Here is a 25,215-nt window from a genome sequence, read left to right as displayed (position 1 = left end):
CTATACCAGATGAAAATACTATACCAGATGAAAATACTATACCAGATGAAAATACTATACCAGATGAAAATACTATACCAGATGAAAATACTATACCAGATGAAAATACTATACCAGATGAAAATACTACACCAGATGAAAATACTACACCGGATGAAAATACTACACCGGATGAAAATACTATACCAGATGAAAATACTACACTAGATGAAAGTACTATACCAGATGAAAGTACTACACCAGATAAAAGTACTACACCAGATAAAAATACTAAGCCAGATAAAAATAATACACCTGTATCAATAGTAAATAATGCAAATAGTTCTGAACAAATGAAAACAGCATTAGAGTCACCAGATTTAGGGTTGAATTTAGGAATCGAATATCCAACGATGTTAATAACAGAAAAAACAAAAGTAATAGACAAGGTGTTAAGCTTAAAACCAATAGGGGGATATGCAGATAAAGCAGCGATACAAAAGACATTTGACGTAGCAGTGGTAGAAGTTAAGAAAGAAAAAGAAGCTCCTTCAGTAAATTTACAGCTTAATGATGATGGAACTATTAGTATTGAAGGTGCAGAGGATACTATGGAATATAAAATAAATGATAAAAGCTGGAAGGATATCAGTAGCTTTAAAACTGAAGAATTACTAAATACTACTGATAGTAGTATAAGCATACAGGTAAAAAACAAAGGAATTCCAAATGGAGAAGTTAAAACGCTCACAATGAATCATAATGGAGTTGTTACTGAATCAAATTACAATGCTGTACTTAAAGAAGAAAATCAGAGTTGTACAATTCAATTCTTGAATATTAGTGATAATATAAAAAATGTTTGGGTTAAAATTGGAAACAATGATTTCACTCAATACAAATTAGAAAATAACAGCATTACTATACCATCACCTGCAAAGGATATAGATGATATAAAAATTAAATATATAACTGATACTTCTATTAATGAATTAAAATTGTTAATGATTAAAGTGAAAGAGTTGCGTAAAAATGATTTTAGAGGTGATATTCAATATACATTTGTTGAAATCTCTACTGATTATGATAAGAAGATTAATAATAATATTAATTTTCAACTGGGAGTAGTTGATTCCTCGGTTAATATCACTGATGTAAATGATTTGAAGAAAAACAGTCATATATATGAAGTTGAATCAACATATTTTAATATTTGTAGATTTACAACAGAGCTTTTGAAACCTGAGAACAAGCTATATTTAATAGCCACAAATGGTGATGAAAGTTATATAGTATATACTTATGCACAGAATACTAAACCTATTGATATAAGCAATAAAATTACTATAATTAATAATGTAGATGGAGAGGATTCTGTAATCATAGATAATAGTGATGGAACAATACCAGGAGGATCAACTATAAATATTTATGATTCAAGTACAGGTGGAAATAATGTAGGAACAATTAATATTGACGGCATATCTACAAGTAGAATATCAATACCAGCAAATATATTTGATACCTCAAACAATGTTTATGTTTCATTAATAGAGCCTGGTAAAAACGAAAGTAAAAGATATGAACTTATAGTACCAAATTCACCAGAAGCACCTTCAGTAAATCTACAAGTTAATGCTGAAGGAAGTATTAGTATCAATGGTGCAGATAGTACTATGGAATATAAAATAGGTGATGCAATTTGGAAGGATATTAATCAATTCAGTACAGAAGAACTAGTAGCATATACTGATGCGGCAATAGATATTCATGTAAGGGTAAAGGAACAAGCAGAACCAGATGGACATGGAAGTGGAAAAATTACAACTTTAACTATGAGTAACAACAGTGTTGATTCTCAGACAAGTTATGGTGCAGTAGTTAAAAAGGAGACAGGATTTTATACAATTGAATTATTAAATAACGTTAATAATATTTGGGTGAAAATTGGAGACAAGAATTGGACAAAACATGGATTAGTTGATAATAAAGTTTCTATAAATACAACTGAAAATATTAGAGTTAAATGTGTTACAGATAATTCGATTGATGAATTAAAACTATTAGCAATTAATAATATAGTTATAGCACCGCAGGCATATGATAATTACATTCAATTTAATATGGATAATAAAGGTGATGATGTTACATTCAGTATAGCGGCAATAATACCATCAGAAGCTGAAACTTATATTATTAATACTGCCCAAGACGTGGAGGATATTATTAATAGTGTTGATAATTTTGGTTTTGCAGACTATCTAAATGATGTTATGGAGTATCAAGGCAATTATAGGTGCAAACATAATTGGATAGGAGATATGAGAGCATATATTATAGCTGAGTATCAAAAGAAGAAATACCTTGTATATGTTTCAGAGAAGTTTGCTAATAATATCATTATTACTAATGAAGGACAAGCTACAGTAAATAGTGCAGGTAATTCAGAAGATATGAAGGTGGCATTAGAATCAGGAATTTTAGGGTTGGATTTTGGAATGGATTATGGAACATTAACATATGAAGAAAAATTAAAAGTAGCAGAAAAAGTACTAGCCTTAAGACCACAACCAGCATTTCCAGATAGAAAATCAATCAAAGAAGCATTTGATACAGCAGTGTCACAGGTAGTATCAGCAAAAGCAAAATCAGAAGCTGAGAGATTAGCATCAATATTAGTAGTTAATAATGCAGAAGGAGAAGATAATTTAATTGTAGATAATACAGCAGGAACAATACCAATTGGAACAGTAGTAACTTTATATGATTCAAGCACAGGTGGAAATAATATAGGAACAATTAATATTGATAGTACAGCTTTAAAAAGCATATCAATACCAGCAAATATATTTGATACCTTAAACAATGTTTATGTTTCATTAACAGAGCCTGGTAAAAATGAAAGTGAAAGATACGAATTTGTAGTACCCAATGTAATAGAGGCACCTTTAGTGAATTTACAAGCTGATGCTGATGGAAGTATTAGTATTAATGGTGCAGATAGCACTATGGAGTATAAAATTGGTAATGAAAGCTGGAAAGATATTAGTAGTTTTGAAACCAAAGAATTATTATCAAATAATACTGATACAATAAATATTCAGGTAAGAGTTAAGTCAGTACTAGAATCAGGAGGACATGAAAGTGGGAAAATTACTACTTTAACAATGAGTAATAAGGATAAATATTCTCACTTAGGTTATGATGGATTAGTTAAGAAAGAGGGAAATCTTTGGTCAATTGAATTGCTAAATAATGCTAACAATATAAATAATATATGGGTAAAGATTGGAGATAATGATTGGACAAAACATGAATTGGTCAATAATGCTATTTCTATAAGTACAAGTGAAAATCATAATATTAAAGTTAAATATGTGACAGATAATTCGGTTAATGAATTGAATTTAATAACTGTTGATAATATAATTATAGACACAGAGAGTGGATATATTGAATTTCATGTAGAGGATGATAATGATATTACATTTGAAGTGGGAGCAGTTCAATCTTCTTCTAATACAGTTATTAATGACCTAAATGATATACAGGCTAATGGAGAAATTTTAAATCTTTGGTCGCTTAGTGATCATAATTATAAATATTATATCACTTATGGAGAATATAGAATATTTATAGTAGTTGTATATAAGAATGAGAGTCACATATTATATGTTTCAGATATGATTAATCGTGAATTACAAATTCCAGATCCAGTATAATATTTTAGTTTACACAGTGATAAAAAAGTAATATCTAATTTTTAGAATTATTTTAAATAATAATTTGGATAAAGTGAATGAGCAATTGTATAGTTAATTATATAATTGCTCATTATTCTAAATTTATAGGAGGAGTTTCATGGGGAGATATAAAGGGGCTTTAAAATTTATTGGATGCGGCAGTGCATTTAATGTGAGATATGGAAATAATAATGCTTATATAAAAAAAGGTAATTCTTTATTGTTAATTGATTGTGGAAGCTTGACATTTAATAAAATAGTTGAAAATAAATTACTTGAAAGAGTAGACAATTTATTTGTTTTAATTACACATACTCATTCTGATCATATAGGTTCTTTAGGAGATTTAATAGCTTATTGTTACTATATTTTAAAGAGAAAGATACACATAATTTATCCAAATATTCAACATATAAAACAATATTTAAATTTAGTAGGTATGAGTGATGAGGTATACTCTTTAATAAATAAACAAGAAATATACAATATAAAAACAGAGGATTTTAATATTGTTATTGAACCTATTAAAGTTGAACATGTTAATAACTTAATGTGTTATGGATATGTTTTAAATTATGATAATAAAACAATATACTTTAGTGGAGATTCTTCAAAAATAAGTGATTATGTATTAAATAAATTTTATAATAATGAGATTGATTGTTTATATCAGGATACTTGTGGATATGATTTCAGAGGCAATCCTCACCTGTATATAGATAAATTATGCAAATATATAAAACCAAGCTATAGACAAAAGGTTTATTGTATGCATTTTGATGAAAAATTTGATTTTAATAAAGTTTTAGAATATGGTTTTAATTTAGTAGAAAATGAATACTAAATAACTTTAAATAGTAAGAGGTGAAACCTTGAATAATAATGAGATTATAAAGAAACTTAAATATACGATTATGCAATTAAACAAAATAGGAATTGCTCTATCACAAGAAAAAGATACTTATAAACTACTTAAAAGTATATTAGAATTTGCTATGGAGTTTACAAAAAGTGATGCAGGAAGTTTATATACTGTTGAAGAAAAGGAAGGAAAAAAGTTTCTGAAATTTGCTATAACGAGGAATAATTCGAGAGAAATTAAATTAAAAGAATTTACATTGAATATAGATAAGAATAGCATAGCTGGATATGCTGCTTATACGGGAGATTATTTAAATTTAAAAAATGTAAAAGAAATTCCAAGAGAATTAGGTTTAAAATATAATGATAGTTTTGATAAAATTATTAATTATAAAACAATTAATATGTTGGTTGTACCTATGAAGGATTTTGAAGGAAATGTAATAGGTGTTCTTCAAATTATAAATAAAAAAAAGGATTATGATAAGAAACTTAACAGCGAAGATGATTTTCAAAATTATATAATACCTTATGAAAATGAAGAAGCAGAGATGGTTATTTCTATAGCTTCACAAGTTGCTGTATTGTTTCAGAGAGTTAACTTGTATGAAAGAATAGAAAATTTATTCAAATCTTTTATGGAAACTATGGTAGCTACTATTGATGCTAGAAATCCAGAAACTGCTGGTCATTCTAAAAAAGTAGCAATTCTTGCTTTGAGGTTTGCAAAAGCCATTAATAATGTAGATTATGGTAGGTATAAAGATTATGTTTTTTCTGATGAGGAGTTAATGGAATTCTATTATGCAGCATTATTACATGATATTGGGAAAATTGGTATATCAGAGAATGTATTATTGAAAAAAAATAGATTAACGGATGATAGAATTAGCAGTATTGTTTATAGATTTAAATTTATTAAAAGGGATTTAGAATTAAAAAAATTAAAAAAATCAATAAATAAAGAAGAAAAAGAAATATACAATAGATTAGATGATTATTTAAAATTTATAGTAGAAACCAATACAAAAGGCTACATAACTGAAGAAGAGGAAAACAAGCTTGTAGAAATTAAAAATATTAATTACGAAGACTATGATGGTATTGAAAAATCATTAATAGATGATTTTGAATTTGAAAATCTTAAAGTTAAAAGAGGAAATCTAACACAAGGTGAAAGAGCACATATTGAAAAACATGTTCTTTATACGGATCAGATACTTAAAAAAATTAATTGGATGGATAGTTTAAGTGAGCTGAGAAATATTGTATTAACTCACCATGAAAAATGTAATGGTACAGGATATCCTTTAGGTTTAAATAAAGAGCAAATTCCTTTTAAAGGTAAAATGCTTGCAATTTTAGATATTTTTGAAGCACTTACAGCAAAGGATAGGGCATACAAAAAAGCTTTAAGTGTAGAGAAATCTCTATCTATTTTAGAGAATGAGGTTGAAAGAGGGAATTTGGATAGTGAATTATTTGAAATATTTAAAAAAGAAAAGGTTTATGAAGTACTGGATATTATATAGAAAATAAGATAAATAATGAAAGATAAAAAGCAAGACTTTATTTTAATTTAATAAAGTCTTGCTTTTTTATGAAAAAATTTAATATTAAATCTTAATAAATTTGTAAGAATTATGATAGGAAATTTGTAAAAATTATTTTGTATAATCAGTTATAGCTTATTAAATTAGAAATATTGGTAAATGAATTGAGTTGATGTTTAAGGAGATGATAATATGAGAAAATTCATAAAAACTACGTCTATTGTATTGGCATCATTTATATTAATTATCTACACAAACAATCCTGTAGAAGAAAAAATGTCCAAGCCAATACACATGCAGCATCAACAAGTAGTGAAGTTGATCTATCGTTTATTAAAACAATACATGGATTTAAACTAGTTAAATTTAATTTTATTAAGGAGGAAAATACATATGAAGAAAATGAAATTATTTGGAAAATTTATAATAATAGTTAGTTTACCGTTATTAATTTTAGTCAATATTATGCCAACTACAAAAGGTGAGAACTTATATTTACGTAAAAGTATATATAAATTTTTACAAAATAAAAACAATAGAAGAACAGCATTTTCAGCTGCAGTAAAATTGCATAATGGCAATTCTTCGAATACTTGTGTTTATTTTGCATCTGAAGTGCTAAGAAGAAATAATTATGAAGTTCCTAAAAATATGGCTAGTGTAGCTAAATTTATTCCCTTTTTAGAGAAAGAGGGATGGGAAAAGGAAAGGGATTATAAAAAATTAAAGCCTGGAGATTTATGTTTTTCAACAGATGCTTATGATAACAAAAAGGGTATTCCTACTCACACCTATATATTCATGGGGTGGGTACAAGAAGGCAATTATGATTATGCTTATATATGTGATAATCAAGCAAAAGATTATGAAAATAAAGTGTATCACATTCGGAATATGAATGTTATTGCTAAAGTTAATGGCGATAAAAAAGAGGCTTTTAGCTTTTTTATGAAAGCTACACAATAATACTGTTTATTTATTAAGATATAATTTTTTGTATTGAAAAAATATTTTGTATAATTATTTATGTCTTTGTTAAGGGGGAAAGAAGAGTGATATAATGTTGCAGAAAGGAAGTGACAGTTATGACAAAATATAATGTTTTAGTAGTAGATGATGAAGAAGAAATAAGAGAAGCTATAGGAATATATTTAAAAAATGAAGGTATAAAAGTACTTAAGGCTAAAGATGGCATAGAGGCTTTGATGATTTTAGAAGAGGAAGAAATTCAACTTATACTGATGGATATTATGATGCCGAGAATGGATGGAATTAAAGCTACTTTTAAGATAAGAGAAAATGAAAATATTCCTATAATAATGCTTTCAGCTAAATCAGAAGATACGGATAAAATATTGGGGCTTAATATAGGTGCAGATGATTATATTACAAAGCCGTTTAATCCTTTGGAGTTAGTAGCTAGAGTTAAGTCACAGTTGAGAAGATATGTAAACCTTGGAAATTATAAAAAGAGTGAAGATGAACTTAGTGTAGGAGGTCTTATTTTAAATAAAAATACAAAGACTGCAATGGTAGATGAAGAAGAAATAAATCTTACACCTACTGAATATAAAATATTGAAACTTTTAATGGAGAATAAAGGAAGGGTATTTTCCATAGAAGAAATATATGAAAAGGTTTGGAAAGAGCCCTTTTATAATGGGGAAAATACTGTTGCAGTTCATATAAGAAGAATAAGAGAAAAGATAGAGATCAATCCTAAGGAACCTAAATATTTAAAGGTGGTGTGGGGAATTGGATATAAAATCGAAAAGTAAGCATTTATACATAACACTTTTTATTTTAAGTATATATATGATTGCACTTTCATTTATGTCAGCATTTGATTTTATAGAAAAGAACGAGTATATTGCAAAAGATGCTTATTTTAATAGCTATAAGTTTAAACATGAACTAGTAGAGTATTACAGAAATGTGGAAATTTTACTTAAAGATACGCAAAAGGCTGATGATGAATTAGAAGAAGTTAAACAAGAAAGTACTAAAAATTTAGAAAATAAAAAAAGGAAATCTCTTGAAAAATATGAGAAAACAAAAAAATATATAGACTCGAGAAAGTTTTTTAAATATTATATTGTGGAGAAAGAAAGTGGGGAAATTCATACCAACTTGGAAGAGACATCGGATATAGAAAATTACATACAAAACAAAGCTTTATATAGTATAAACTTTCCAAAGAAGTATATAAGAGATGGTTATATACAACCTATTAATGAGTGGTTTCAAGTTAATGGTTTTGAAGGGAGTTTTATAATTTTAGAAGATGTTGAAGGGTATAGTCAAATCCAGAAAGACTATGAATATTATAATTCTATCAAAGTAAGAGTTATTAAAGAAGAAATAATATGTGTTTTTTCATTGTTGATAGGATTGTCCATATTAATATATATAGTGAAAAACAAAAGAGATGAAATATCATATATAGAAAAAATAGGAATATTATACGAAAAAATACCTTTAGATTCAAGAATATGTATATTTATTATTTGCTCATTTTTAATATTAATATATCAGGTGAATGTTAACTTTTTTTATTTACCTATGAACATAAGTCATGTTATCAAACTTACCATAGTAGCATTTTATGTTTTTTATCTAATACTCAATATAAAAATTGCAATAAGATTAATAAAAGATGCAGAAGAACGAGCAATTCAGTGGAAAGATAGCTCAATTTATCAATTTACAGCGCTTGTTAAGGATAGTTCTATGAGTAAAAACATAATATCTAAAATAAATATAATTTTTATTCTAACCATATTATTGGGCATATTTATATGCGCTGCATTAATTACCTTGTTTTCCGGTGATGGGTTTATTTTTGTGATATCAGCAGTGTATATATTTATATATCTTCTTCTAGTTCCCCAATATATACTTAAAAAAACGGCTTCATTAAATAAAATAATAAAGGCAACTGATGAAATAGTTTCTGGAAATCTAAATTATACAATAGAAGAAAATGAAAAAGGAAATCTTTCAAAACTAGCTCATAATATCAATAATATGAAAGAGGGATTTAGAAAATCAGTTGAAAGTCAGGTGAAGAGTGAAAGACTTAAATCTGAATTAATAACCAATGTATCCCATGATTTAAAAACACCACTTACTTCTATAATAAATTACATAAATTTACTTAAAAAAGAAGATTTATCTAAAGAAGAAAGTTCAGCATATATTGAGATTTTAGATAGAAAATCTCAGAGACTTAAGATACTTATAGATGACCTCTTTGAGGCTTCAAAAATAGCAAGTGGTGCAGCAGAGCTTAATGTTGAAAGAGTAGATATAGTTGCTATACTAAGACAGGCTATGGGAGAATTTGACGAGAAGATTGAAAATTCTTCACTGACATTTAGAGTTAATATTCCTAAAAAGAATATATATATGAATTTAGATGGTAAAAGAACCTGGAGAGTATTTGAGAATTTAATAGGCAATATTTTAAAGTATTCAATGCCAAATACAAGAGCATATATTGATTTAAAGGAAGAAGAGAATAAAGTGTTAATTATTATGAAAAATATTTCTGCTTATGAAATGGATTTTGATGTAGAGGAGATTTTTGAAAGGTTTAAAAGAGGAGATAAATCTAGAAATACTGAAGGTTCTGGACTAGGACTTGCAATTGCAAAAAGTATTGTTGAGCTTCAAGGTGGAAATATGCGTATTGATATTGATGGGGATCTTTTTAAAGTTAGTGTAGAACTTAATAAATAGTATTTGGATAAATACTTTTCAAAGTCTTCTCATACAATATAATGATAATAATGTAATTAAAGAAGAGGGTATTATGGATAAAAATGATAGTGGCTATATTGATTTAGATAGTAGAGCTGAAAAAATGCTAAGAAAAGGTGAATTCTTAGGATGTGGTCATAATGGTATAGTATATTTACTTCCTGACAAAAGAGTAATTAAGATTTTTAAAGATAAAAAAGTTTGTGAAAAGGAATATGATATTTTAAAGAGAGCCAGAAAGAGTAAATACTTTCCTAAGGTATATGCTCAAGGAACATATTATATTGTAAGAAATTATGTGAGTGGAGAACGTTTGGATAAATATATTAAAAAGGAAGGTTTTAATAAACAAATAGCACATAATATTATCAAACTTATTAAGGAATTTAAAATGCTTGGTTTTAAAAAGCTTGATATTAGATGTAAAGATTTGTATGTTGGAAAACATTTCTCATTGAAAGTAATAGATCCTAAAAATAATTATTCTGAAAAGGTTATTTATCCTAGGCATCTAATGAAAGGATTAAATAAATTAGGTGTATTAGATGAATTTCTATCAGTAGTAAACAATGAATGTCCTGAAATTTATGAACTTTGGAATTTTAGGATTAAACAGTATTTAGATAAAGGGATTAAATAAGAAGTTGTATATTAAAAAAGCATTCAATCTTATGGGATTGAGTGCTTTTGTTGTAGTTAAATTAATAAAAAATAAAGGATGTATCTATAAAATATAGAATAAAATATATTTATATAGAAAATTTAGTACAAGGGAGTTATGAAAATACATAACTATAAATGAAAAAATTACAAGGAGATGAAAAGTTTGAAGTTAGGAACTTTATGTTATATAGAAAAGGATAATAAAATTCTGCTCCTTCATCGTGTGAAAAAAGAAAATGACATTCATGAAGGCAAATGGATTGGAGTAGGAGGAAAAGTAGAACAAGGAGAGACACCAGAAGAATGCGTAATAAGAGAAGTTAAAGAAGAAACAGGACTAACTATAGAGAAGCCAGCATTAAGAGGTGTTATGACCTTTCCTAAATTTAAAGATGATGAGGATTGGTATGTATTTTTGTTTACTGCTGATGAGTGTGAAGGTGAATTAATAGAATGCAATGAAGGTAATCTTAAGTGGGTAGAAAAATCAAAGGTTTTGGATATGCCTACATGGGAAGGGGATAAAATATTTATTAAATGGATTTTAGAAAACAGAAACTTCTTTTCAGCAAAATTCATATATGAAAAAGGTGAATTGGTTGATTATGATGCAGTGTTTCATGGGTAAGAGAGATTAAATATTTGGTTATTACTCATTTATAAGTTTACTAATAATAAAATATAAACTATATGGAAAGCTTGTTGCTTTCCATATAGTTTATTATTGTATTCTATAGATTCATTATTTAACAAAAACCATATTACCAATCCTAGCAGTAATAGGCTTGGACCACAACCATTTATTAGTAGTACTGTCATCGAAATAAAATAATGCACCTTTACTTGGATCAGAACCATATAAAGCCTCTTTAGCGGCTTTCTTAGCAGTAGCATTTGAAGGTTTGTTTATCCAACCATTTGCTACAGGAGTAAATTGATAGTATCCGTAACTTTTTTCATAAATTACAGAAGAAATAGTATTTGGGAACTGAGAACTTTTTATTCTATTTAGAACTACTGCCGCTACACCAACTTGAGCACTATAAGGTTGATTTTGTGCTTCTGCAGTAACGAGTCTTGCCAAAAGGTCTAAATCAGCTTCAGTATAATTCACAATAGGTTTCGTAGTAGGCTCAGTACTTCCTGTATTAGAATTTATTTTAGGAAGGTTAAGCACTTGCCCAGGATAAATATTATTATCCCATTTATTATTGGCTTTTCTTAAGTCATATAAAGTTATACCATATTTTTTAGCAATAAGATATAAACTATCACCGCTTTTTATAGTGTATGTGTCACAAGGAACCTTTAAAACTTGTCCAGGATAAATGCTGGCTCCTTTAAGATTATTAGTTGCCAGTATATCATTTGCGGAAGTATTGAATACTTTTCCTATTTTATACAATGAATCTCCAGAAACTACAGTGTAGTCCCCTGCAAAAGCTGGGGTAGATAAAATTGCACATAAAGTTAGTGCAGACAATAAAGTTTTTAATGATTTAAATTTTTTCATTAGTTTAAATCCCTCCATATTCATAAGGTAGTGACATTTTAACAAAGTATTTAATGGCATGTCCATATTGAACTTTTGGTTAGGGAGAATAAAAATGGAGTATTTAATAAGAATTTGTTAATAACTTTGGAATTTAGAAAGTAATATAGTGTAATAGTATGTTAATGTAACTTTGGGTAAGGGGAGGGAGATGAGTTCAAGTAATTTTTGCTGTTATATATTTAAGTATATACTACGAAAAATTAGAGGAAGGTGATGTTTTGAATTGGCAAGGTATTATCATAGGATCAGCGTCTTTTTTGATAATAGGTATATTTCATCCTATTGTAATTAAGAGTGAATACTATTTCAGTAAAAAAATATGGCCATTATTTTTAGCTTTAGGAATTATATTTATTTTGCTGTCGGTTTGTGTAAAGGCTCAAATATTATCATCTATAATGGGGGTTACAGGATTTTCATGCCTTTGGAGTATTCATGAGATCTTTGAGCAGGAGGAAAGAGTAAAAAAAGGATGGTTCCCAAAGAATCCTAAGAAATAGTATTGATAAAAATGATAACTAATATTATGATAAAATAAATTTATAAAAGAAATTAAAGGAGAAAACAAACTAATGAATATTCAAATTTTTGGTATAAAAAAATGCTTTGATACAAAAAAAGCTGAAAGATATTTTAAAGAGAGAAGAATTAAATATCAATTTATTGATTTAAATGAAAAAGGGTTAAGTAAAGGAGAAATGCAGAGTGTTAAAGCGTCAGTAGGAATATCTGAGCTAATAAACAGTAAATCTAAGGAATATACAAAACTAAATCTTCAGCATATTAGAGAAGCTAGTGTTAAAGAAGAAATACTTTTAAAAAATCCCAAGCTTTATAAAACTCCTATAGTGCGTAATGGTAAACAAGCTACTGTAGGATATAAACCTGAAGTTTGGAAGGATTGGGAGTAATTAAGGAGATAAATAGAGTATTAAAGCGTATACTTGACTTTATAGTGCAAAAGTAATATATTGAAATCATATAAAATTATTGGAAAAGGGTGGAAGATATGATAGAAACTTTAGAACAAAATGAACTTATAAAATCGTTTAATAATTTAATACCATATTTTCAATATTACTTTGAAGATGAGATAGCTTTTACTATTTCAAATACTGATAAGTTTTTAAGAGTTGTTGATAGTGAAACAATTAAATTAGGAGTAAAAGCAGGCGATACCCTTCCAGTAGGCTGTGCAGCTTATGAATGTTTAAAGGCTAAAAAACCTATATCTATAATTGTACCTAAAGAGGTTTTTGGTGTTTCTATAAAAGCAATGGGAGTTCCGGTTAAAGAAAATGGACAAGTAGTTGGAACTATAGTTATAGCAAAAAGTTTAAAACGTAAAAAAGAAGTGAGTACTTTAACTGAGAATCTGTCTGATTCTTTGGAGCAAATAACTAAATCTCTTAATCAAATTAATAAAGGAGTACAAAATGTTTCAGTAGCTAATGCTTCTATACAACAAAATGTAGAAAAGACTTATGATGAAGCACAAAATACGGATGAAGTACTAAAATTTATTGAAAATATTGCAAGTAAGACTAACTTATTGGGATTAAATGCAGCAATTGAATCAGCTAGAGCAGGAGAGTTTGGTAAAGGGTTTAGCGTTGTTGCAAGTGAAATAAGAAAGCTATCTGTATCCAGTAGTGAATCAATTAAGCAGATAAATGGAGTACTAAAGAATATTCAAGATTCAGTAATGGAAATATCAGATAAAATTAATGATTCCAATAATGTTTTTGATGCACAGGTTTCTTCTATTCAAGAAATAACAGCAGTTATAGAAAAATTAAACGAATCTTCATCATTACTTAAACAAATGGCATCTGAAATCTAATTTAACTAAAACAAATAATATAAGAATCAAATAGGGGGAGATGTTACGTATGAAAATTACAACAGTAATAGAAAATTCTTTGGGAGATAATAAAGAACTGCATAATGAACATGGACTATCTTTTTTTATTGAAACACCAGAGGGTAATATTTTATTTGATACAGGTAAAACAGGAAACTTTACTGAAAATGCAAAAGCTTTGGGAATTGATTTAAATGAAACAGACTATTTGCTACTTAGTCACGCTCATTATGATCACTGTGGAGGAGTTAGAAGATTTTTAGATACTTTTAATGCTTGTCCAGAATTTTATGTAAGTAAAAATTTCTTTATAAATAGTGATAAATATCATTATTCAGATGGAAGTCAAAAATTAGATTTTACTTCTGATAGTTCAGAATATAGATATATAGGAATAGACTTTGATGAATCATTTATAAAAGATAAAAAATTAAATGTTAACTATGTAGAAAGTGATATGGTAAAGCTTAGTGAAAAGGTATATATTTTTACTAATTTTGAAAGAAGTTATGATTTTGAAGCTTTAAATCCTAATATGAAAATTAAAAAAGGAGAAGAATACATAGTGGATCCTTTTGATGATGAAATAACTGTAGCTATAGATACAGAAAAAGGACTTTTGATTTTACTTGGTTGTTCTCATCCTGGAATTTTAAATATAGTTGATACAATTGCTAAAAGAACAGGTAAGAAGATATATGGTGTTATGGGAGGAACTCATCTTGTAGAAGCAGATGAGCAGCGTATAAACAAAACTATAGAACGTTTAAAAGAAATGAACATTGAGATTATAGGTGTATCTCATTGTACAGGAGAAAAAGCAGTTAAAATGTTTAAGGAAAAGTGTGATAATTTCTTTGTAAATTGTACAGGAACTGTTTTGGAAGTGTAAAAATAGAATCTATAGACTAAAAAAGTCTATCTCTAGAAAAATATGATTTTATATTTTAGAGATAGACTTTTTTAGTCTATGTAAATATTACACATTTGTAAGATAGATGTAATAGAAATCGATAGTTAATAAATCCTTATCCAGCGTATAATTAATCTAAAATTAAGATTTTGTACTAAAAACAGTATGATTTTATGATGGATAAGGAGGAAGTTTTATGAAATTAAATAGCTTTCAATTAAAAATTTTTGCAATGATATTGATGGTTTTAGACCATCTAGTTACGTATGTTCCTAATATGCCAGTGTGGTTTAGTTATGTAGGGAGACTAGTAGCACCTATATTTTTCTTCTTTATAGTAGAAGGATTTTTTCATACGAGAAGCAGGCTAAAATATACCTTTAGATTGTTTACTTGGTCCTTAGTTATGTTTACTGGAAGTAAATTAGTTGTAATGTTGTTTAAGAGAGAATACGGACTACATAACAATATATTTCTGTCCATGGCAATGGCCGTATTGTTAATGAGTATTATTGAATGGACTAAAAAAAATAAAGAAAATAAAAAATTATATGTTTTAGGTATTATTGTAGCAATAGCAGCAGTGGCTTTATCAGTAGTTACAGAAGCTAGTATATATGGTGTAGCAATGACTTTAGTTTTTTACTTCTTAAGAGATAAAAAAGGAAAGATGGTTATCGTATATATAATAACATCATTAATATTAACATTAGGACTTTCATTACCAACGTTTATAACAGATACTAATTATACTGTTTATGGTTTATTTTTCTTTGATATTCAATGGATGCAGGTTTTCGCTTTCCCATTTTTCCTTATGTACAATGGAAAACGTGGACTAAATACAAAATTTACAAAATACTTATTTTATATTTTCTACCCTGTACATCTATGGTGTATATATATAATAGGTTATTATTTAGGAGCAAAATAAAATTTTATAATTTAAAAAGAAGATTAGATTTTATATAAATGAAAGGATGATTAGTTTGAAAAACGTATTGGTAGCGAAGAATTTGAAAAAGATTTATGGTGGAAAAGGAAATGTATATACTGCATTGAATGGAATAGATTTAGAAATAGAAGAGGGAGAATTCATAGGTATTATGGGACCTTCAGGTGCAGGGAAGACTACTTTATTAAATATTATATCTACAATTGACAAGCCTACTAGTGGTACAGTTGTTATTGATAATCAAGATATAACAAAAATGAAAGATAAAGATTTAGCTAAATTTAGAAGAGAAAGCTTAGGCTTCATATTTCAAGATTTTAATTTGTTGGATACATTAACAATTAAAGAAAACATAGCACTACCTTTAGCTTTAGCAAAGGTTAATAATAAAGAACTAAATAAAAAAGTAAAAAAAATATCAAAGTTATTGGGAATTGATAATTTATTAAATAAGTATCCTTATGAGGTTTCAGGTGGGCAGAAACAAAGAGCAGCGGCTGCAAGAGCTATAATAACAAGACCATCATTAGTATTGGCTGATGAACCAACAGGGGCATTAGATTCAAGATCATCAACAGAATTATTAGAAGCATTAAGTGAATTGAATAAAAATGATAAAGCAACAATTATGATGGTAACACATGATGCTTTTGCTGCAAGCTATTGTAAAAAAGTTTTATTAATAAAAGATGGAGTAATATATGAAGAAATCAATCGTACATCAACAAGAAAAGCTTTTTTCCAAGAAATAATGGAGATGATGTCTAGGATAGGTGGGGATAATAGTGCAGTTATTTAATATAGCTTTTAGTAATGTAAAGAAGAACTTTAAAAATTATTTTATATATATTTTTTCTATTATTTTTAGTGTTACAATATATTTCATATTCAAATCAATTGAACACAATAATGAAATAAATAAAGCATTATTATCAGTTGCTAAATTAAATGATGCATTTAAGGCTGCAGCTATTGTCATTGCATTGTTCTCAGCAGTATTTATATGGTACTCTAATAGCTTTTTTATAAGAAAAAGAAAAAAAGAAATCGGATTATATTCAATTTTAGGAATAGAAAAAAAGCAGATTGGAAGAATGTTATTTTATGAAACATTGGCAATAGGGACTATATCTTTGGGTATAGGAATAATTGTAGGAATAGTTTTATCAAAAATTTTCATAGGAATTCTTATAAAATTAATAGGAATACCTACTGTTATAAAATTTACAATATCATTTAAAGCCATTAAAGAAACTATTACTATATTTTTTATACTGTTTATAATAATTTCAGTACATGGCTATTCAATAATTTACAGATATGAATTGATTGAATTGTTTAAAGCAGAAAATAAAAGAGAAAAAGAACCAAAGACATCCTTAATATTGGCTATGTTATCATTAATACTTATAGGAAGTGGATATTTTATATATAATTTACCAGGACAAGATTTTATGGTAACTATTTTGATTACGCTTATACTAGTAGTTTCAGGAACTTATATTTTGTTTGGATCATGTATAATATTTGTAATTAAAGCTTCAAAGAAGAATGAGAAAAAATATTTTAAAGGACTAAATATGATAGCTACTTCGCAATTGCTTTATAGAATTAAAGGTAATTCTAAAACATTAGCAACTATAGCAATTTTAAGTGCATCTACATTAACAGCTATGGGGGTAAGTGTAAGTTATTATAAAAATTTTTCAGGTACAATGAATAAAACAATGCCCTTCTCCTATGTAAGTAGTTTGTCTGAAAATAATTTTGATAAACAATTTAAAAGTGTGGTTAGTAAACACAAAAACAATAAATTATTATCTGAAGTACATGTTAATGTTGCTAAAGTTCATTATAAAATAGGTAATGATAGAGAAATGCCTGTAAGTATAATATCACAAAGTAAATTAAAAGAAATATTTAAGGCTAGAAAGTTAACCTATGATCTTCCAAGTTTAAAATCAGAAAAGGAAGTAATACTTTTTGATGAAATGTATAATTCAAAATTTATGGATAGTTATAAAGATAAACAGGTTACTATGAATTTTGAGAATTCTAAAGAAAAATTTAATATATTAGATTTTAGAGATTATCCGCTATTTAATGAACATATGCTGTTCCAAACAGTTGTGGTAAAAGATAGTATTTTTGATAAATATAATGTAAAAGGTAAGGCAAAAAAGTTTGATGCTTATATTATAAATGATCAAAATAAGAGCGAATCATTAGATAAAGAGGTAAATGATTTATATCAAAAAATAAAGGATAAGGCATATTATGAAGATAAATTAGATGATTTGGGTACTGTTTCGTCTTATTATTCAGTATATAAAGAAACCTCTGTAATGACAGGAGTAATACTATTTATAGGAATATTTTTAGGATTAGTATTTTTAATATGTACAGGAAGTATAATATTTTTCAAACAACTTTCAGAAGCACAAGAAGAAGTAGGAAGATATGATATTTTGAGAAAAGTAGGAGCAGATAATAGAGAAATCAAAATGAGTATATTTAAACAAATGATATTTGTGTTTTTAACTCCTTTTGTAGTAGGAACAATTCATAGTTTAGTTGCAGTCTCACTTTTTACAGGGGCATTTAAGGTTAATTTATTAGATATTAGTATTTTAACTACAATACCTTATTTAGTAATATACCTTATTTATTATTTTGTAACATCAAATTTTTATTATAAAACAGTTACTAGAGAAAGTTAAGTTATACACAAATTAATTTAGAATGATAAAGATGTTGAGAAAGACTAAGGTTTAAGCTACTTTTGATAATATGAGCAAAATGGTATAATTAGGCTCATAAGATGATTGAAAGGAGTTATTAGATATGACGGAAAAGCTTTATTATTTAGATTCTTATTTAAAGGAATGTGAAGCAGAAATAGTTGATGTAATAAAAGAAGAGGAAAAGATATTTGTGGTGTTAGATAAAACACCTTTTTATCCAGAAGGAGGAGGACAGCCTTCAGATACTGGAAGTATAAATGGAGTTAAGGTTATATATGTTTACGAAAAAGATAATATAATATATCATCAAGTAGAAAAAGAACTTAAGTGTGGAAAAGCAATGTGTAGTGTAGAGTTTGAAAGAAGATTTGATTTTATGCAGCAGCATTCTGGAGAGCACCTTATATCAGGAGCTATATATAGGTTATATGAAGGAAATAATAAAGGATTTCATTTAGGAGAAGATTATGTAACTCTAGATATAGATATTTATCCTTTTACTGATAATATGGTACATGAAATAGAAGGAGAAGTAAATAGGTATATATATATGAATGAGCCTTTTACAACTTATATAGTAGACAAAGAAAACTTGAATAAAACCCCTTCTAGAAAGAAGATAGATGTAGAAGGAGATATAAGAATAGTAGAAGCAAAAGATATGGATTGTTGTCCTTGTTGCGGAACTCATGTGTTAAGAACTGGAGAGATAGGTCTTATAAAAATACTTAAAGTAGAAAAGTATAAAGGAATGAGTAGAATATACATAAAATGTGGTAAGAGAGCATATGAAGACTTTAAAGTTAAGCATGACATAATAAGTACTTTAAGCAGACAATTTTCTACAGATGAAAAATGTTTAATTAAAAATGTAAATAAGCAATCAGAAGAAATACTTGATTTAAAAAGACAATTAAATGATTTAAAGACTAAATTAGCTGAAGAAGAAGCTTTAAAATTAATAGAGGATTCAAACGAAAGCTTTATCTTTAAAAGTTATGAGAATAAGAGTTTCGAGGAGGTTAAATGTATTGGAGAAGCTTTAAGTAAAAAGCCTTATATATTTATATTAACTTCATTAAAAGATAAGAATATATTGTTTGTTAATAATACTGATATTGAATTAAGTTGCGGAAATATTTTTAAAGAACATATTAACAAATTTAATGGTAAAGGTGGAGGAAGAAATGAAAAAGCTCAAGGTTCTTTCAACAATATAGAGGACTTAGATAAATTTTACTTGTTTTTATGTGAAATGGTCCGAAATACAAAATAATAACTTAGGATTAGATACAATCAATTGAAATAACAAATTTAGAAATCCTCTTTAGCGAATATGATATAAATTGCTAAAGAGGATTTTATTATGCACTGATTTGGAGTACTTCTAAAACCTTACAAGGATGTAATGAAACTGAAATATAAATCGATAGTTGAAAATACTAATAAGTTTTAAAATATAATTGTAGGTCGAGTTTGACAGAAGATAAAAGGGTATATAAGGAATAAAATTAGGAGGAGTATGAAAATGAAGAAATTAGGAATTGTTTTTGGAACCGTATTAGCAGTAATTATAGGTGGAATTTTGATTGTTAGGACATTGGTATTTCCTTTGAAATATGAAACTGAAATCAAAAAATATGCTCAAGAGTATAAGGTAGAGCCAGAGTTAATAGCAGCTATTATTCAGATTTCAAGCAATTTTGATTCGAAAGAATATAAAAAAGGAGAAAAATGTGGTCCTATGAACTTACAGGATAAATCAGCAGAAGTGATAGCAAAAGAAATGGGTTTTACAGATTTTAAACCTGAAAATTTAGCTGACCCAGATACTAATATAAAAATAGGTACTTGGTTTATAGCACAAAATTATAAAAATAAGGATGTAGAACAAGCTGTAACAAAGTGGGGAGGCGTAAATTGGCAAGATGTTAAAGGGGATAAAGAAAAAGATGAAAAGAAGAAATTTTGGGAAGATTACTATAAAAAATATTTTGTAGAAAAAATAAAAAATAGAATGAAGGTATATGAAGTATTGTATCCTAGTTTATAATATAAACTAGGTACAATACTTTTACTCTAGAAAAATATAATTATTTATTAGAAAGGTGATAGTTATGAGTTATAAAATAATGATAGTAGAAGATGATAAAAATATAGCAAAGCTTTTATCGGAGTATATTGAAAGATATGAGTATCAAACGTTAATAGTAGAAGAGTTTGATAGAGTTTTAGAGGTTTTTATCGAAGAAAAACCTGACTTAGTATTACTTGATGTAAATTTACCTAAATATGATGGGTATTTTTGGTGTGCAAAGATAAGACAAAAATCAATATGTCCTATAATATTTATTTCTGCTAGGGATAGTGAAATGAATCAAGTGATGGCCATAGAAAGTGGAGCAGATGATTATATAACAAAACCGTTTTATTATGAAGTTGTTTTAGCTAAAATAAAAGGGCAGTTAAGAAGGGTTTATGGAGAATACGCTTCAAAAGGAATAGATACAGAAAGAGTTGTTCAGATCGAAGGACTTGTAATGTATCCAGAACGTTCAGAGCTTCATTTTCAAGATAAAGAAATAGGTTTAAGTAAAAGAGAAGTTGAACTACTAGAAGTGATAATAAAAAAATATCCTAAAGTGGCAACAAGAGAAGTACTTCTAGAAAAATTATGGGATGATGAGAGTTTTGTAGAAGAGAATACCTTAAATGTTAATATAACAAGAGTTAGAAAAAAATTAAATGAGCTTGGAATAGAAAGTGCTGTAGAAACTGTTAGAGGTTCAGGGTATAGATTAAATATTACTTGGAGGAATTCTTAATGAAATTATTTTTAAGGGAGCATATAGGAATAATTTTTTTATATATTCTAAATTTTGTTGTTTTATTTGCAATTTACTCTGTATTTAATGGATTTAGTGATTTAGCTAATACATTTTATTTTATATTTCTAAGTTTGTTTTTACTTGTAAGTTATTTAATACTAAGGTATTTAAATAATAGAAAGATATATACTGTCTTAAAAACAAAACCCGATGATTTTAATAATGTATTAGGTAGCTTTGGAACATCAGAATTTGGAAAAAATCTAAATAGATTTGTAAATGATTTATATGGTCTTTATCAGTATAAAGTACATTCTTACATAAGGAAACAAAATGAGCATTTGAATTTTATAAATCAATGGGTACATCAGATGAAAACACCATTATCGGTAATAAAATTAATTTTACAAGAAAATGAGGATGAACCATATATTTCAGAAATAAAAGAAGAGGCCGACAAATTAGAAAGAGGGTTAAATGTAGCATTATATAATGCAAGATTAGATACGTTTGAACATGATTTTAATGTAACTGATTTAAATTTAAAAGAGGTAGTTAACGAAGTTATAAATTCATTGAAAAGATACTTTATAAAAAATCAAATTTACCCTAAAGTTTATATTGATAAAAGTTTGATTATAAAATCTGATAGAAAATGGATTAAGTTTATATTAGAACAATTAATGATAAATTCAGTTAAATATTCTTTAAATAAAGGTAAGTATGTTCAAGTAAATGCTTATAGAAATAATGGTAGTATGATTTTAGAAGTGGCAGATGAAGGAGTAGGAATCCCTAAAAAGGATTTAAAGAGAGTTCTTGAGCCTTTTTATACAGGAGAAAATGGAAGAAAATTTGGAGAATCAACAGGTATGAGGCTTTATTTAGTAAATCAGGTTTGTAAAAAGTTAAATCATGATATAAGTATTGAGTCAGAAGAAGGGATTGGAACTAAAGTGAAAATTGTTGTTAAAAATTTTAAGTTAGATAATGAGGTGAACTGATGAGTGTCTTAGAGTTAAAAGAGATATACAAGATTTTTGGTTCGGGACACGGACATATAGCTTTAAAGAATATTAACTTAGTGTTGGATAAAGGAGAGTTTGCTGCTGTAATGGGACCCTCAGGAAGTGGAAAAACTACCTTGATGAATGTTACATCTACTGTTATGAAAGCATCTTCTGGAAAAGTAATTATAGATGGTTTAGATATGGAGCATTTAAATGAAGAAGAGTTAGCTGTAATCAGAAGAGAAAAAGTAGGATTTGTTTTTCAAGATTTTAGGCTTATAGACAATTTAAATGTTAGAGAAAATATAATATTACCATTAGTGTTAAAAGGATTAAAAGCTAATGAAATAGATAATAAGTTAAATAGAATAAAAGATATTTTAAATTTAGAAGACATAGTTAATAAGAAGAGCATTTATGAACTTTCAGGAGGACAGAAGCAAAAAATTGCTATTGCAAGGGCTATAATACATGAACCGTTGATGTTATTTGCAGATGAGCCAACAGGAAAATTAGATTCTGATTCAGCAAATAATATAATGAATTTATTTCAAGCAATAAATAAAAATTTTCATATGTCCATAATTATGGTTACACATAACCCATTATCAGCAAGTTTTTGTGATAGGGTTTTATTTTTAAGAGATGGAGAAATATATAATGAAATATATAAGGGGGAAGAAAAAAATAATTTTCATAAGAGAATTTTAGATGTAGTTGCTTTCTTAGGAGGTAAAACTTATGACCTTTGAGAAAATAATAGTAAATAATGTATTTAGGAATTTAAGAATATACATAGGATATATACTAAGTAGTATTTTTTCAGTAACTACATTTTTTATATTTTCTATGATTTATTATTATCCTTTTCTTGGAGAAAGCTATACTAAAGGGATTTTTTTATTTTTTAGAGAACTGATTTATATAATAACAATATTTTTTATTATATATTTTTTAAGGATGTTCATTAAGTCAAAGAAAAAAGATTTTGGAATATTCCTCATATTAGGGATGAACAAAAAACAGTTAAGGAAAATATTGTTCATAGAAAATATGGTTATAGGTAGTTTAGCTGTAGTAATAGGAATAATTTTGGGAATTGTATTTTCAAAATTTTTCTTGATTATAATTTCTAGTATATTAGAAATTGAAGAATTAAAATTTTATTTTTCAATAAAGGTAATAGTGATTACTGTATTTAGATATTTGGCATTATTTTATATCGTACCCATATTTATAGGGAGAATTATTAAATTTAAAAATGTTATTGATTTAATAAATTATAAAAAAGAAGAAAATACAAAAATAAAAGTTTCTTTAATAAAATCTATAATTTCTACTATAGTAATTATATTAGGATATTTTGCAGTTCTTACTTCAGATATAAATAATATTTTATCTACTAGACTTTTGATAATATTGATGTTATTTGTATTAGGTAATTATTTGTTTTTCTACTATATAATTAACTATATAGTATATCTAATTTCTAAAGCTAAGAAAATTTATTTAAATAAGATAAATTTTTTATTTTTATCTAGTTTGAAGTATAGATTGTATGACAATATATCTATGCTTTTTATAGTAACTATACTTTTGGCGGTTTCTTTTACGGCAATAGGAGCTGTTTATATACAGAAATCTATATTAAAGAGTGATGCTGTTAAAAATTCACCATTTAGTTTGAATTATTTTGTTAATGATTATTCTAAGTATGATGAGGATGAAAAGTTTATTGATGATATACTTAAGTCTAATAATCTTAAATATAATAAAAGTAAATTACATATTATACAAATATTTAAGAGAGGAACTGAAAAAAATGAACGATATTCCTTTAACTTAATCAAACAAAGTGAGTATAATAATATAGTTCATATAGTAAAAAGAAAACCAGTAAATTTACAAAAAAAAGAAACTATATTAGTACCTAATTATGAAGATATGACTGAATTGGAGAAAAGATACATTGGGCAAAAAATTAAATTTTATCAAGAAGATGATTTTATTATTAAAAGTAATGTAGAAGGATGTATTGCTTTTAAAGGGATGTTATTTAATACTTTTATAGTACCAGATAAAGAATTTGATAGAATGTATGATAAATATAATAAAAAAATATTTATAGGATATGAAGTTGAAAGATGGGAAGAAATAAAGAATATAACAGAAAAAATAAAGTATGAATCTGAAATTTTAAACAAAAGTAGAAATATAGATAATTTATTTCTTTCTAGAATGTATGCATATGGGATGGAAAAGACAACTAATAGCATATTAATGTACTTTACATTTTTTATAGGAACCATATTATATTTAGCTGCTGTTAGTTTTATGAACTACAAATTTTATGTAGAACTTGAACAAGAACAGAATAAGTATTCTAATATGATGAGTTTAGGATTAACTTTTAATGAATTAAAAAAAATAATATCTAAAGAAATGATGGTAATTCTTTTTGTACCGTATATAATGGCAACTATAGATGCTATATTTGCATATAGAATTTTATATATAGTTTACGAGATTCCTATTTTAAAATCAATTTTACAAGTTCAAATTATATTTTTTATAATAAATTTACTATACTTTTTTATTTGGAGATTTAAGAACATTAATTTTTTAGCTAAGAATAAAACGCATATAATATAAATTTATACAAGGCAAGCATTGGTTAAAATAACCTAATGCTTGCCTTATTCAATTTTTAGAGTGATTATTATTATGAATATGTTCAAAGTATATTGCAAAAAATATGCAATATACACATTTAGAAGGAGGAAAA

At 26.7% G+C, this 25,215-nt stretch carries 21 protein-coding genes and 1 pseudogene; 21 read left to right on the top strand and 1 reads right to left on the bottom strand.

Annotated features, from left to right (window positions below; all coding sequences use genetic code 11):
* The 8 genes and pseudogenes from OXH55_RS13930 to OXH55_RS13895 form a co-directional block, all read left to right on the top strand.
* Nucleotides 1-3,701 (top strand): annotated as a pseudogene (locus tag OXH55_RS13930) (hypothetical protein); the annotation flags it as partial.
* A 139-nt stretch (nt 3,702-3,840) separates the two neighbouring features.
* A complete protein-coding gene (locus OXH55_RS13925; RefSeq protein ID WP_268050610.1) occupies nt 3,841-4,566 on the top strand; it encodes an MBL fold metallo-hydrolase in 726 nt (241 codons plus the stop codon).
* A 28-nt stretch (nt 4,567-4,594) separates the two neighbouring features.
* Nucleotides 4,595-6,115: an HD-GYP domain-containing protein gene (locus OXH55_RS13920; RefSeq protein ID WP_268050609.1), complete on the top strand. Its 1,521-nt coding sequence runs from the start codon at nt 4,595-4,597 to the stop codon at nt 6,113-6,115.
* A 414-nt stretch (nt 6,116-6,529) separates the two neighbouring features.
* Entirely contained in the window at nt 6,530-7,102 is a 573-nt protein-coding gene (locus tag OXH55_RS13915; protein WP_268050608.1) for a hypothetical protein, read from the top strand.
* A 119-nt stretch (nt 7,103-7,221) separates the two neighbouring features.
* Entirely contained in the window at nt 7,222-7,914 is a 693-nt protein-coding gene (locus OXH55_RS13910; protein WP_268050607.1) for a response regulator transcription factor, read from the top strand.
* A gap of 37 nt (nt 7,915-7,951) precedes the next feature.
* On the top strand, nt 7,952-9,877 hold the full coding sequence (locus OXH55_RS13905; RefSeq protein WP_418921843.1) for a HAMP domain-containing sensor histidine kinase: 1,926 nt from the start codon (nt 7,952-7,954) through the stop codon (nt 9,875-9,877).
* A gap of 73 nt (nt 9,878-9,950) precedes the next feature.
* Nucleotides 9,951-10,538, top strand: coding sequence for a protein kinase (locus tag OXH55_RS13900; protein WP_268050605.1), 588 nt, complete (start codon nt 9,951-9,953; stop codon nt 10,536-10,538).
* 186 nt (nt 10,539-10,724) lie between these two features.
* Nucleotides 10,725-11,189 (top strand): NUDIX hydrolase, encoded by a 465-nt coding sequence (locus OXH55_RS13895; protein ID WP_268050604.1) that lies wholly within the window; start codon nt 10,725-10,727, stop codon nt 11,187-11,189.
* Between the two features lie 114 nt (nt 11,190-11,303).
* Here the strand turns inward: OXH55_RS13895 and OXH55_RS13890 are convergent, their stop codons facing one another.
* Nucleotides 11,304-12,074: a LysM peptidoglycan-binding domain-containing protein gene (locus tag OXH55_RS13890; RefSeq protein ID WP_268050603.1), complete on the bottom strand. Its 771-nt coding sequence runs from the start codon at nt 12,072-12,074 to the stop codon at nt 11,304-11,306.
* 260 nt (nt 12,075-12,334) lie between these two features.
* Here OXH55_RS13890 and OXH55_RS13885 point away from each other — a divergent pair, with 260 nt between their 5' ends.
* The 13 genes from OXH55_RS13885 (at nt 12,335) to OXH55_RS13825 (ending at nt 25,082) form a co-directional block, all read left to right on the top strand.
* The gene (locus tag OXH55_RS13885; protein WP_268050602.1) at nt 12,335-12,616 is read left to right on the top strand and encodes a DUF4491 family protein; all 282 of its coding nucleotides are present in this window, start codon (nt 12,335-12,337) and stop codon (nt 12,614-12,616) included.
* A gap of 72 nt (nt 12,617-12,688) precedes the next feature.
* The gene (locus OXH55_RS13880) at nt 12,689-13,027 is read left to right on the top strand and encodes an arsenate reductase family protein (RefSeq protein WP_268050601.1); all 339 of its coding nucleotides are present in this window, start codon (nt 12,689-12,691) and stop codon (nt 13,025-13,027) included.
* A 98-nt stretch (nt 13,028-13,125) separates the two neighbouring features.
* The gene (locus OXH55_RS13875; RefSeq protein WP_268050600.1) at nt 13,126-13,959 is read left to right on the top strand and encodes a methyl-accepting chemotaxis protein; all 834 of its coding nucleotides are present in this window, start codon (nt 13,126-13,128) and stop codon (nt 13,957-13,959) included.
* A gap of 49 nt (nt 13,960-14,008) precedes the next feature.
* Nucleotides 14,009-14,872, top strand: a complete 864-nt coding sequence (locus tag OXH55_RS13870; protein WP_268050599.1) for an MBL fold metallo-hydrolase — start codon at nt 14,009-14,011, stop codon at nt 14,870-14,872.
* A gap of 217 nt (nt 14,873-15,089) precedes the next feature.
* The gene (locus OXH55_RS13865; protein WP_268050598.1) at nt 15,090-15,827 is read left to right on the top strand and encodes a TraX family protein; all 738 of its coding nucleotides are present in this window, start codon (nt 15,090-15,092) and stop codon (nt 15,825-15,827) included.
* Between the two features lie 55 nt (nt 15,828-15,882).
* On the top strand, nt 15,883-16,647 hold the full coding sequence (locus tag OXH55_RS13860; protein ID WP_268050597.1) for an ABC transporter ATP-binding protein: 765 nt from the start codon (nt 15,883-15,885) through the stop codon (nt 16,645-16,647).
* A complete protein-coding gene (locus OXH55_RS13855) occupies nt 16,634-18,568 on the top strand; it encodes an ABC transporter permease (protein WP_268050596.1) in 1,935 nt (644 codons plus the stop codon). Before OXH55_RS13860 ends, OXH55_RS13855 begins: the two co-directional genes overlap by 14 nt.
* Nucleotides 18,569-18,692: 124 nt before the next feature.
* Nucleotides 18,693-19,868, top strand: coding sequence for an alanyl-tRNA editing protein (locus tag OXH55_RS13850; protein ID WP_268050595.1), 1,176 nt, complete (start codon nt 18,693-18,695; stop codon nt 19,866-19,868).
* Nucleotides 19,869-20,120: 252 nt separating this feature from the next.
* Nucleotides 20,121-20,645, top strand: coding sequence for a transglycosylase SLT domain-containing protein (locus OXH55_RS13845; RefSeq protein WP_268050594.1), 525 nt, complete (start codon nt 20,121-20,123; stop codon nt 20,643-20,645).
* Between the two features lie 64 nt (nt 20,646-20,709).
* The gene (locus OXH55_RS13840) at nt 20,710-21,417 is read left to right on the top strand and encodes a response regulator transcription factor (protein ID WP_268050593.1); all 708 of its coding nucleotides are present in this window, start codon (nt 20,710-20,712) and stop codon (nt 21,415-21,417) included.
* The gene (locus OXH55_RS13835; protein WP_268050592.1) at nt 21,417-22,424 is read left to right on the top strand and encodes a sensor histidine kinase; all 1,008 of its coding nucleotides are present in this window, start codon (nt 21,417-21,419) and stop codon (nt 22,422-22,424) included. Before OXH55_RS13840 ends, OXH55_RS13835 begins: the two co-directional genes overlap by 1 nt.
* Nucleotides 22,424-23,182 (top strand): ABC transporter ATP-binding protein, encoded by a 759-nt coding sequence (locus OXH55_RS13830; RefSeq protein WP_268050591.1) that lies wholly within the window; start codon nt 22,424-22,426, stop codon nt 23,180-23,182. Before OXH55_RS13835 ends, OXH55_RS13830 begins: the two co-directional genes overlap by 1 nt.
* Nucleotides 23,172-25,082, top strand: a complete 1,911-nt coding sequence (locus OXH55_RS13825; protein ID WP_336296782.1) for an FtsX-like permease family protein — start codon at nt 23,172-23,174, stop codon at nt 25,080-25,082. The genes OXH55_RS13830 and OXH55_RS13825 overlap by 11 nt, the downstream gene beginning before the upstream one ends.
* Nucleotides 25,083-25,215 lie beyond the last annotated feature (133 nt).

This window comes from Clostridium ganghwense, assembly GCF_026735165.1.
Classification (GTDB): Bacteria; Bacillota; Clostridia; order Clostridiales; family Clostridiaceae; genus Clostridium_H; species Clostridium_H ganghwense.
This window is presented reverse-complemented; position numbering and strand designations above follow the sequence as displayed.

What these genes read in the sequence shown, in the direction of transcription:
- OXH55_RS13840 (WP_268050593.1), top strand. Translation starts at nt 20,710, where the DNA reads ATGAGTTATAAAATAATGATAGTAGAAGATGATAAAAATATAGCAAAG.
- OXH55_RS13835 (WP_268050592.1), top strand. Translation starts at nt 21,417, where the DNA reads ATGAAATTATTTTTAAGGGAGCATATAGGAATAATTTTTTTATATATT.
- OXH55_RS13910 (WP_268050607.1), top strand. Translation starts at nt 7,222, where the DNA reads ATGACAAAATATAATGTTTTAGTAGTAGATGATGAAGAAGAAATAAGA.
- OXH55_RS13865 (WP_268050598.1), top strand. Translation starts at nt 15,090, where the DNA reads ATGAAATTAAATAGCTTTCAATTAAAAATTTTTGCAATGATATTGATG.
- OXH55_RS13905 (WP_418921843.1), top strand. Translation starts at nt 7,952, where the DNA reads ATGATTGCACTTTCATTTATGTCAGCATTTGATTTTATAGAAAAGAAC.
- OXH55_RS13900 (WP_268050605.1), top strand. Translation starts at nt 9,951, where the DNA reads ATGGATAAAAATGATAGTGGCTATATTGATTTAGATAGTAGAGCTGAA.
- OXH55_RS13925 (WP_268050610.1), top strand. Translation starts at nt 3,841, where the DNA reads ATGGGGAGATATAAAGGGGCTTTAAAATTTATTGGATGCGGCAGTGCA.
- OXH55_RS13915 (WP_268050608.1), top strand. Translation starts at nt 6,530, where the DNA reads ATGAAGAAAATGAAATTATTTGGAAAATTTATAATAATAGTTAGTTTA.
- OXH55_RS13830 (WP_268050591.1), top strand. Translation starts at nt 22,424, where the DNA reads ATGAGTGTCTTAGAGTTAAAAGAGATATACAAGATTTTTGGTTCGGGA.
- OXH55_RS13850 (WP_268050595.1), top strand. Translation starts at nt 18,693, where the DNA reads ATGACGGAAAAGCTTTATTATTTAGATTCTTATTTAAAGGAATGTGAA.
- OXH55_RS13890 (WP_268050603.1), bottom strand. Translation starts at nt 12,074, where the DNA reads ATGAAAAAATTTAAATCATTAAAAACTTTATTGTCTGCACTAACTTTA.
- OXH55_RS13875 (WP_268050600.1), top strand. Translation starts at nt 13,126, where the DNA reads ATGATAGAAACTTTAGAACAAAATGAACTTATAAAATCGTTTAATAAT.
- OXH55_RS13880 (WP_268050601.1), top strand. Translation starts at nt 12,689, where the DNA reads ATGAATATTCAAATTTTTGGTATAAAAAAATGCTTTGATACAAAAAAA.
- OXH55_RS13870 (WP_268050599.1), top strand. Translation starts at nt 14,009, where the DNA reads ATGAAAATTACAACAGTAATAGAAAATTCTTTGGGAGATAATAAAGAA.
- OXH55_RS13845 (WP_268050594.1), top strand. Translation starts at nt 20,121, where the DNA reads ATGAAGAAATTAGGAATTGTTTTTGGAACCGTATTAGCAGTAATTATA.
- OXH55_RS13825 (WP_336296782.1), top strand. Translation starts at nt 23,172, where the DNA reads ATGACCTTTGAGAAAATAATAGTAAATAATGTATTTAGGAATTTAAGA.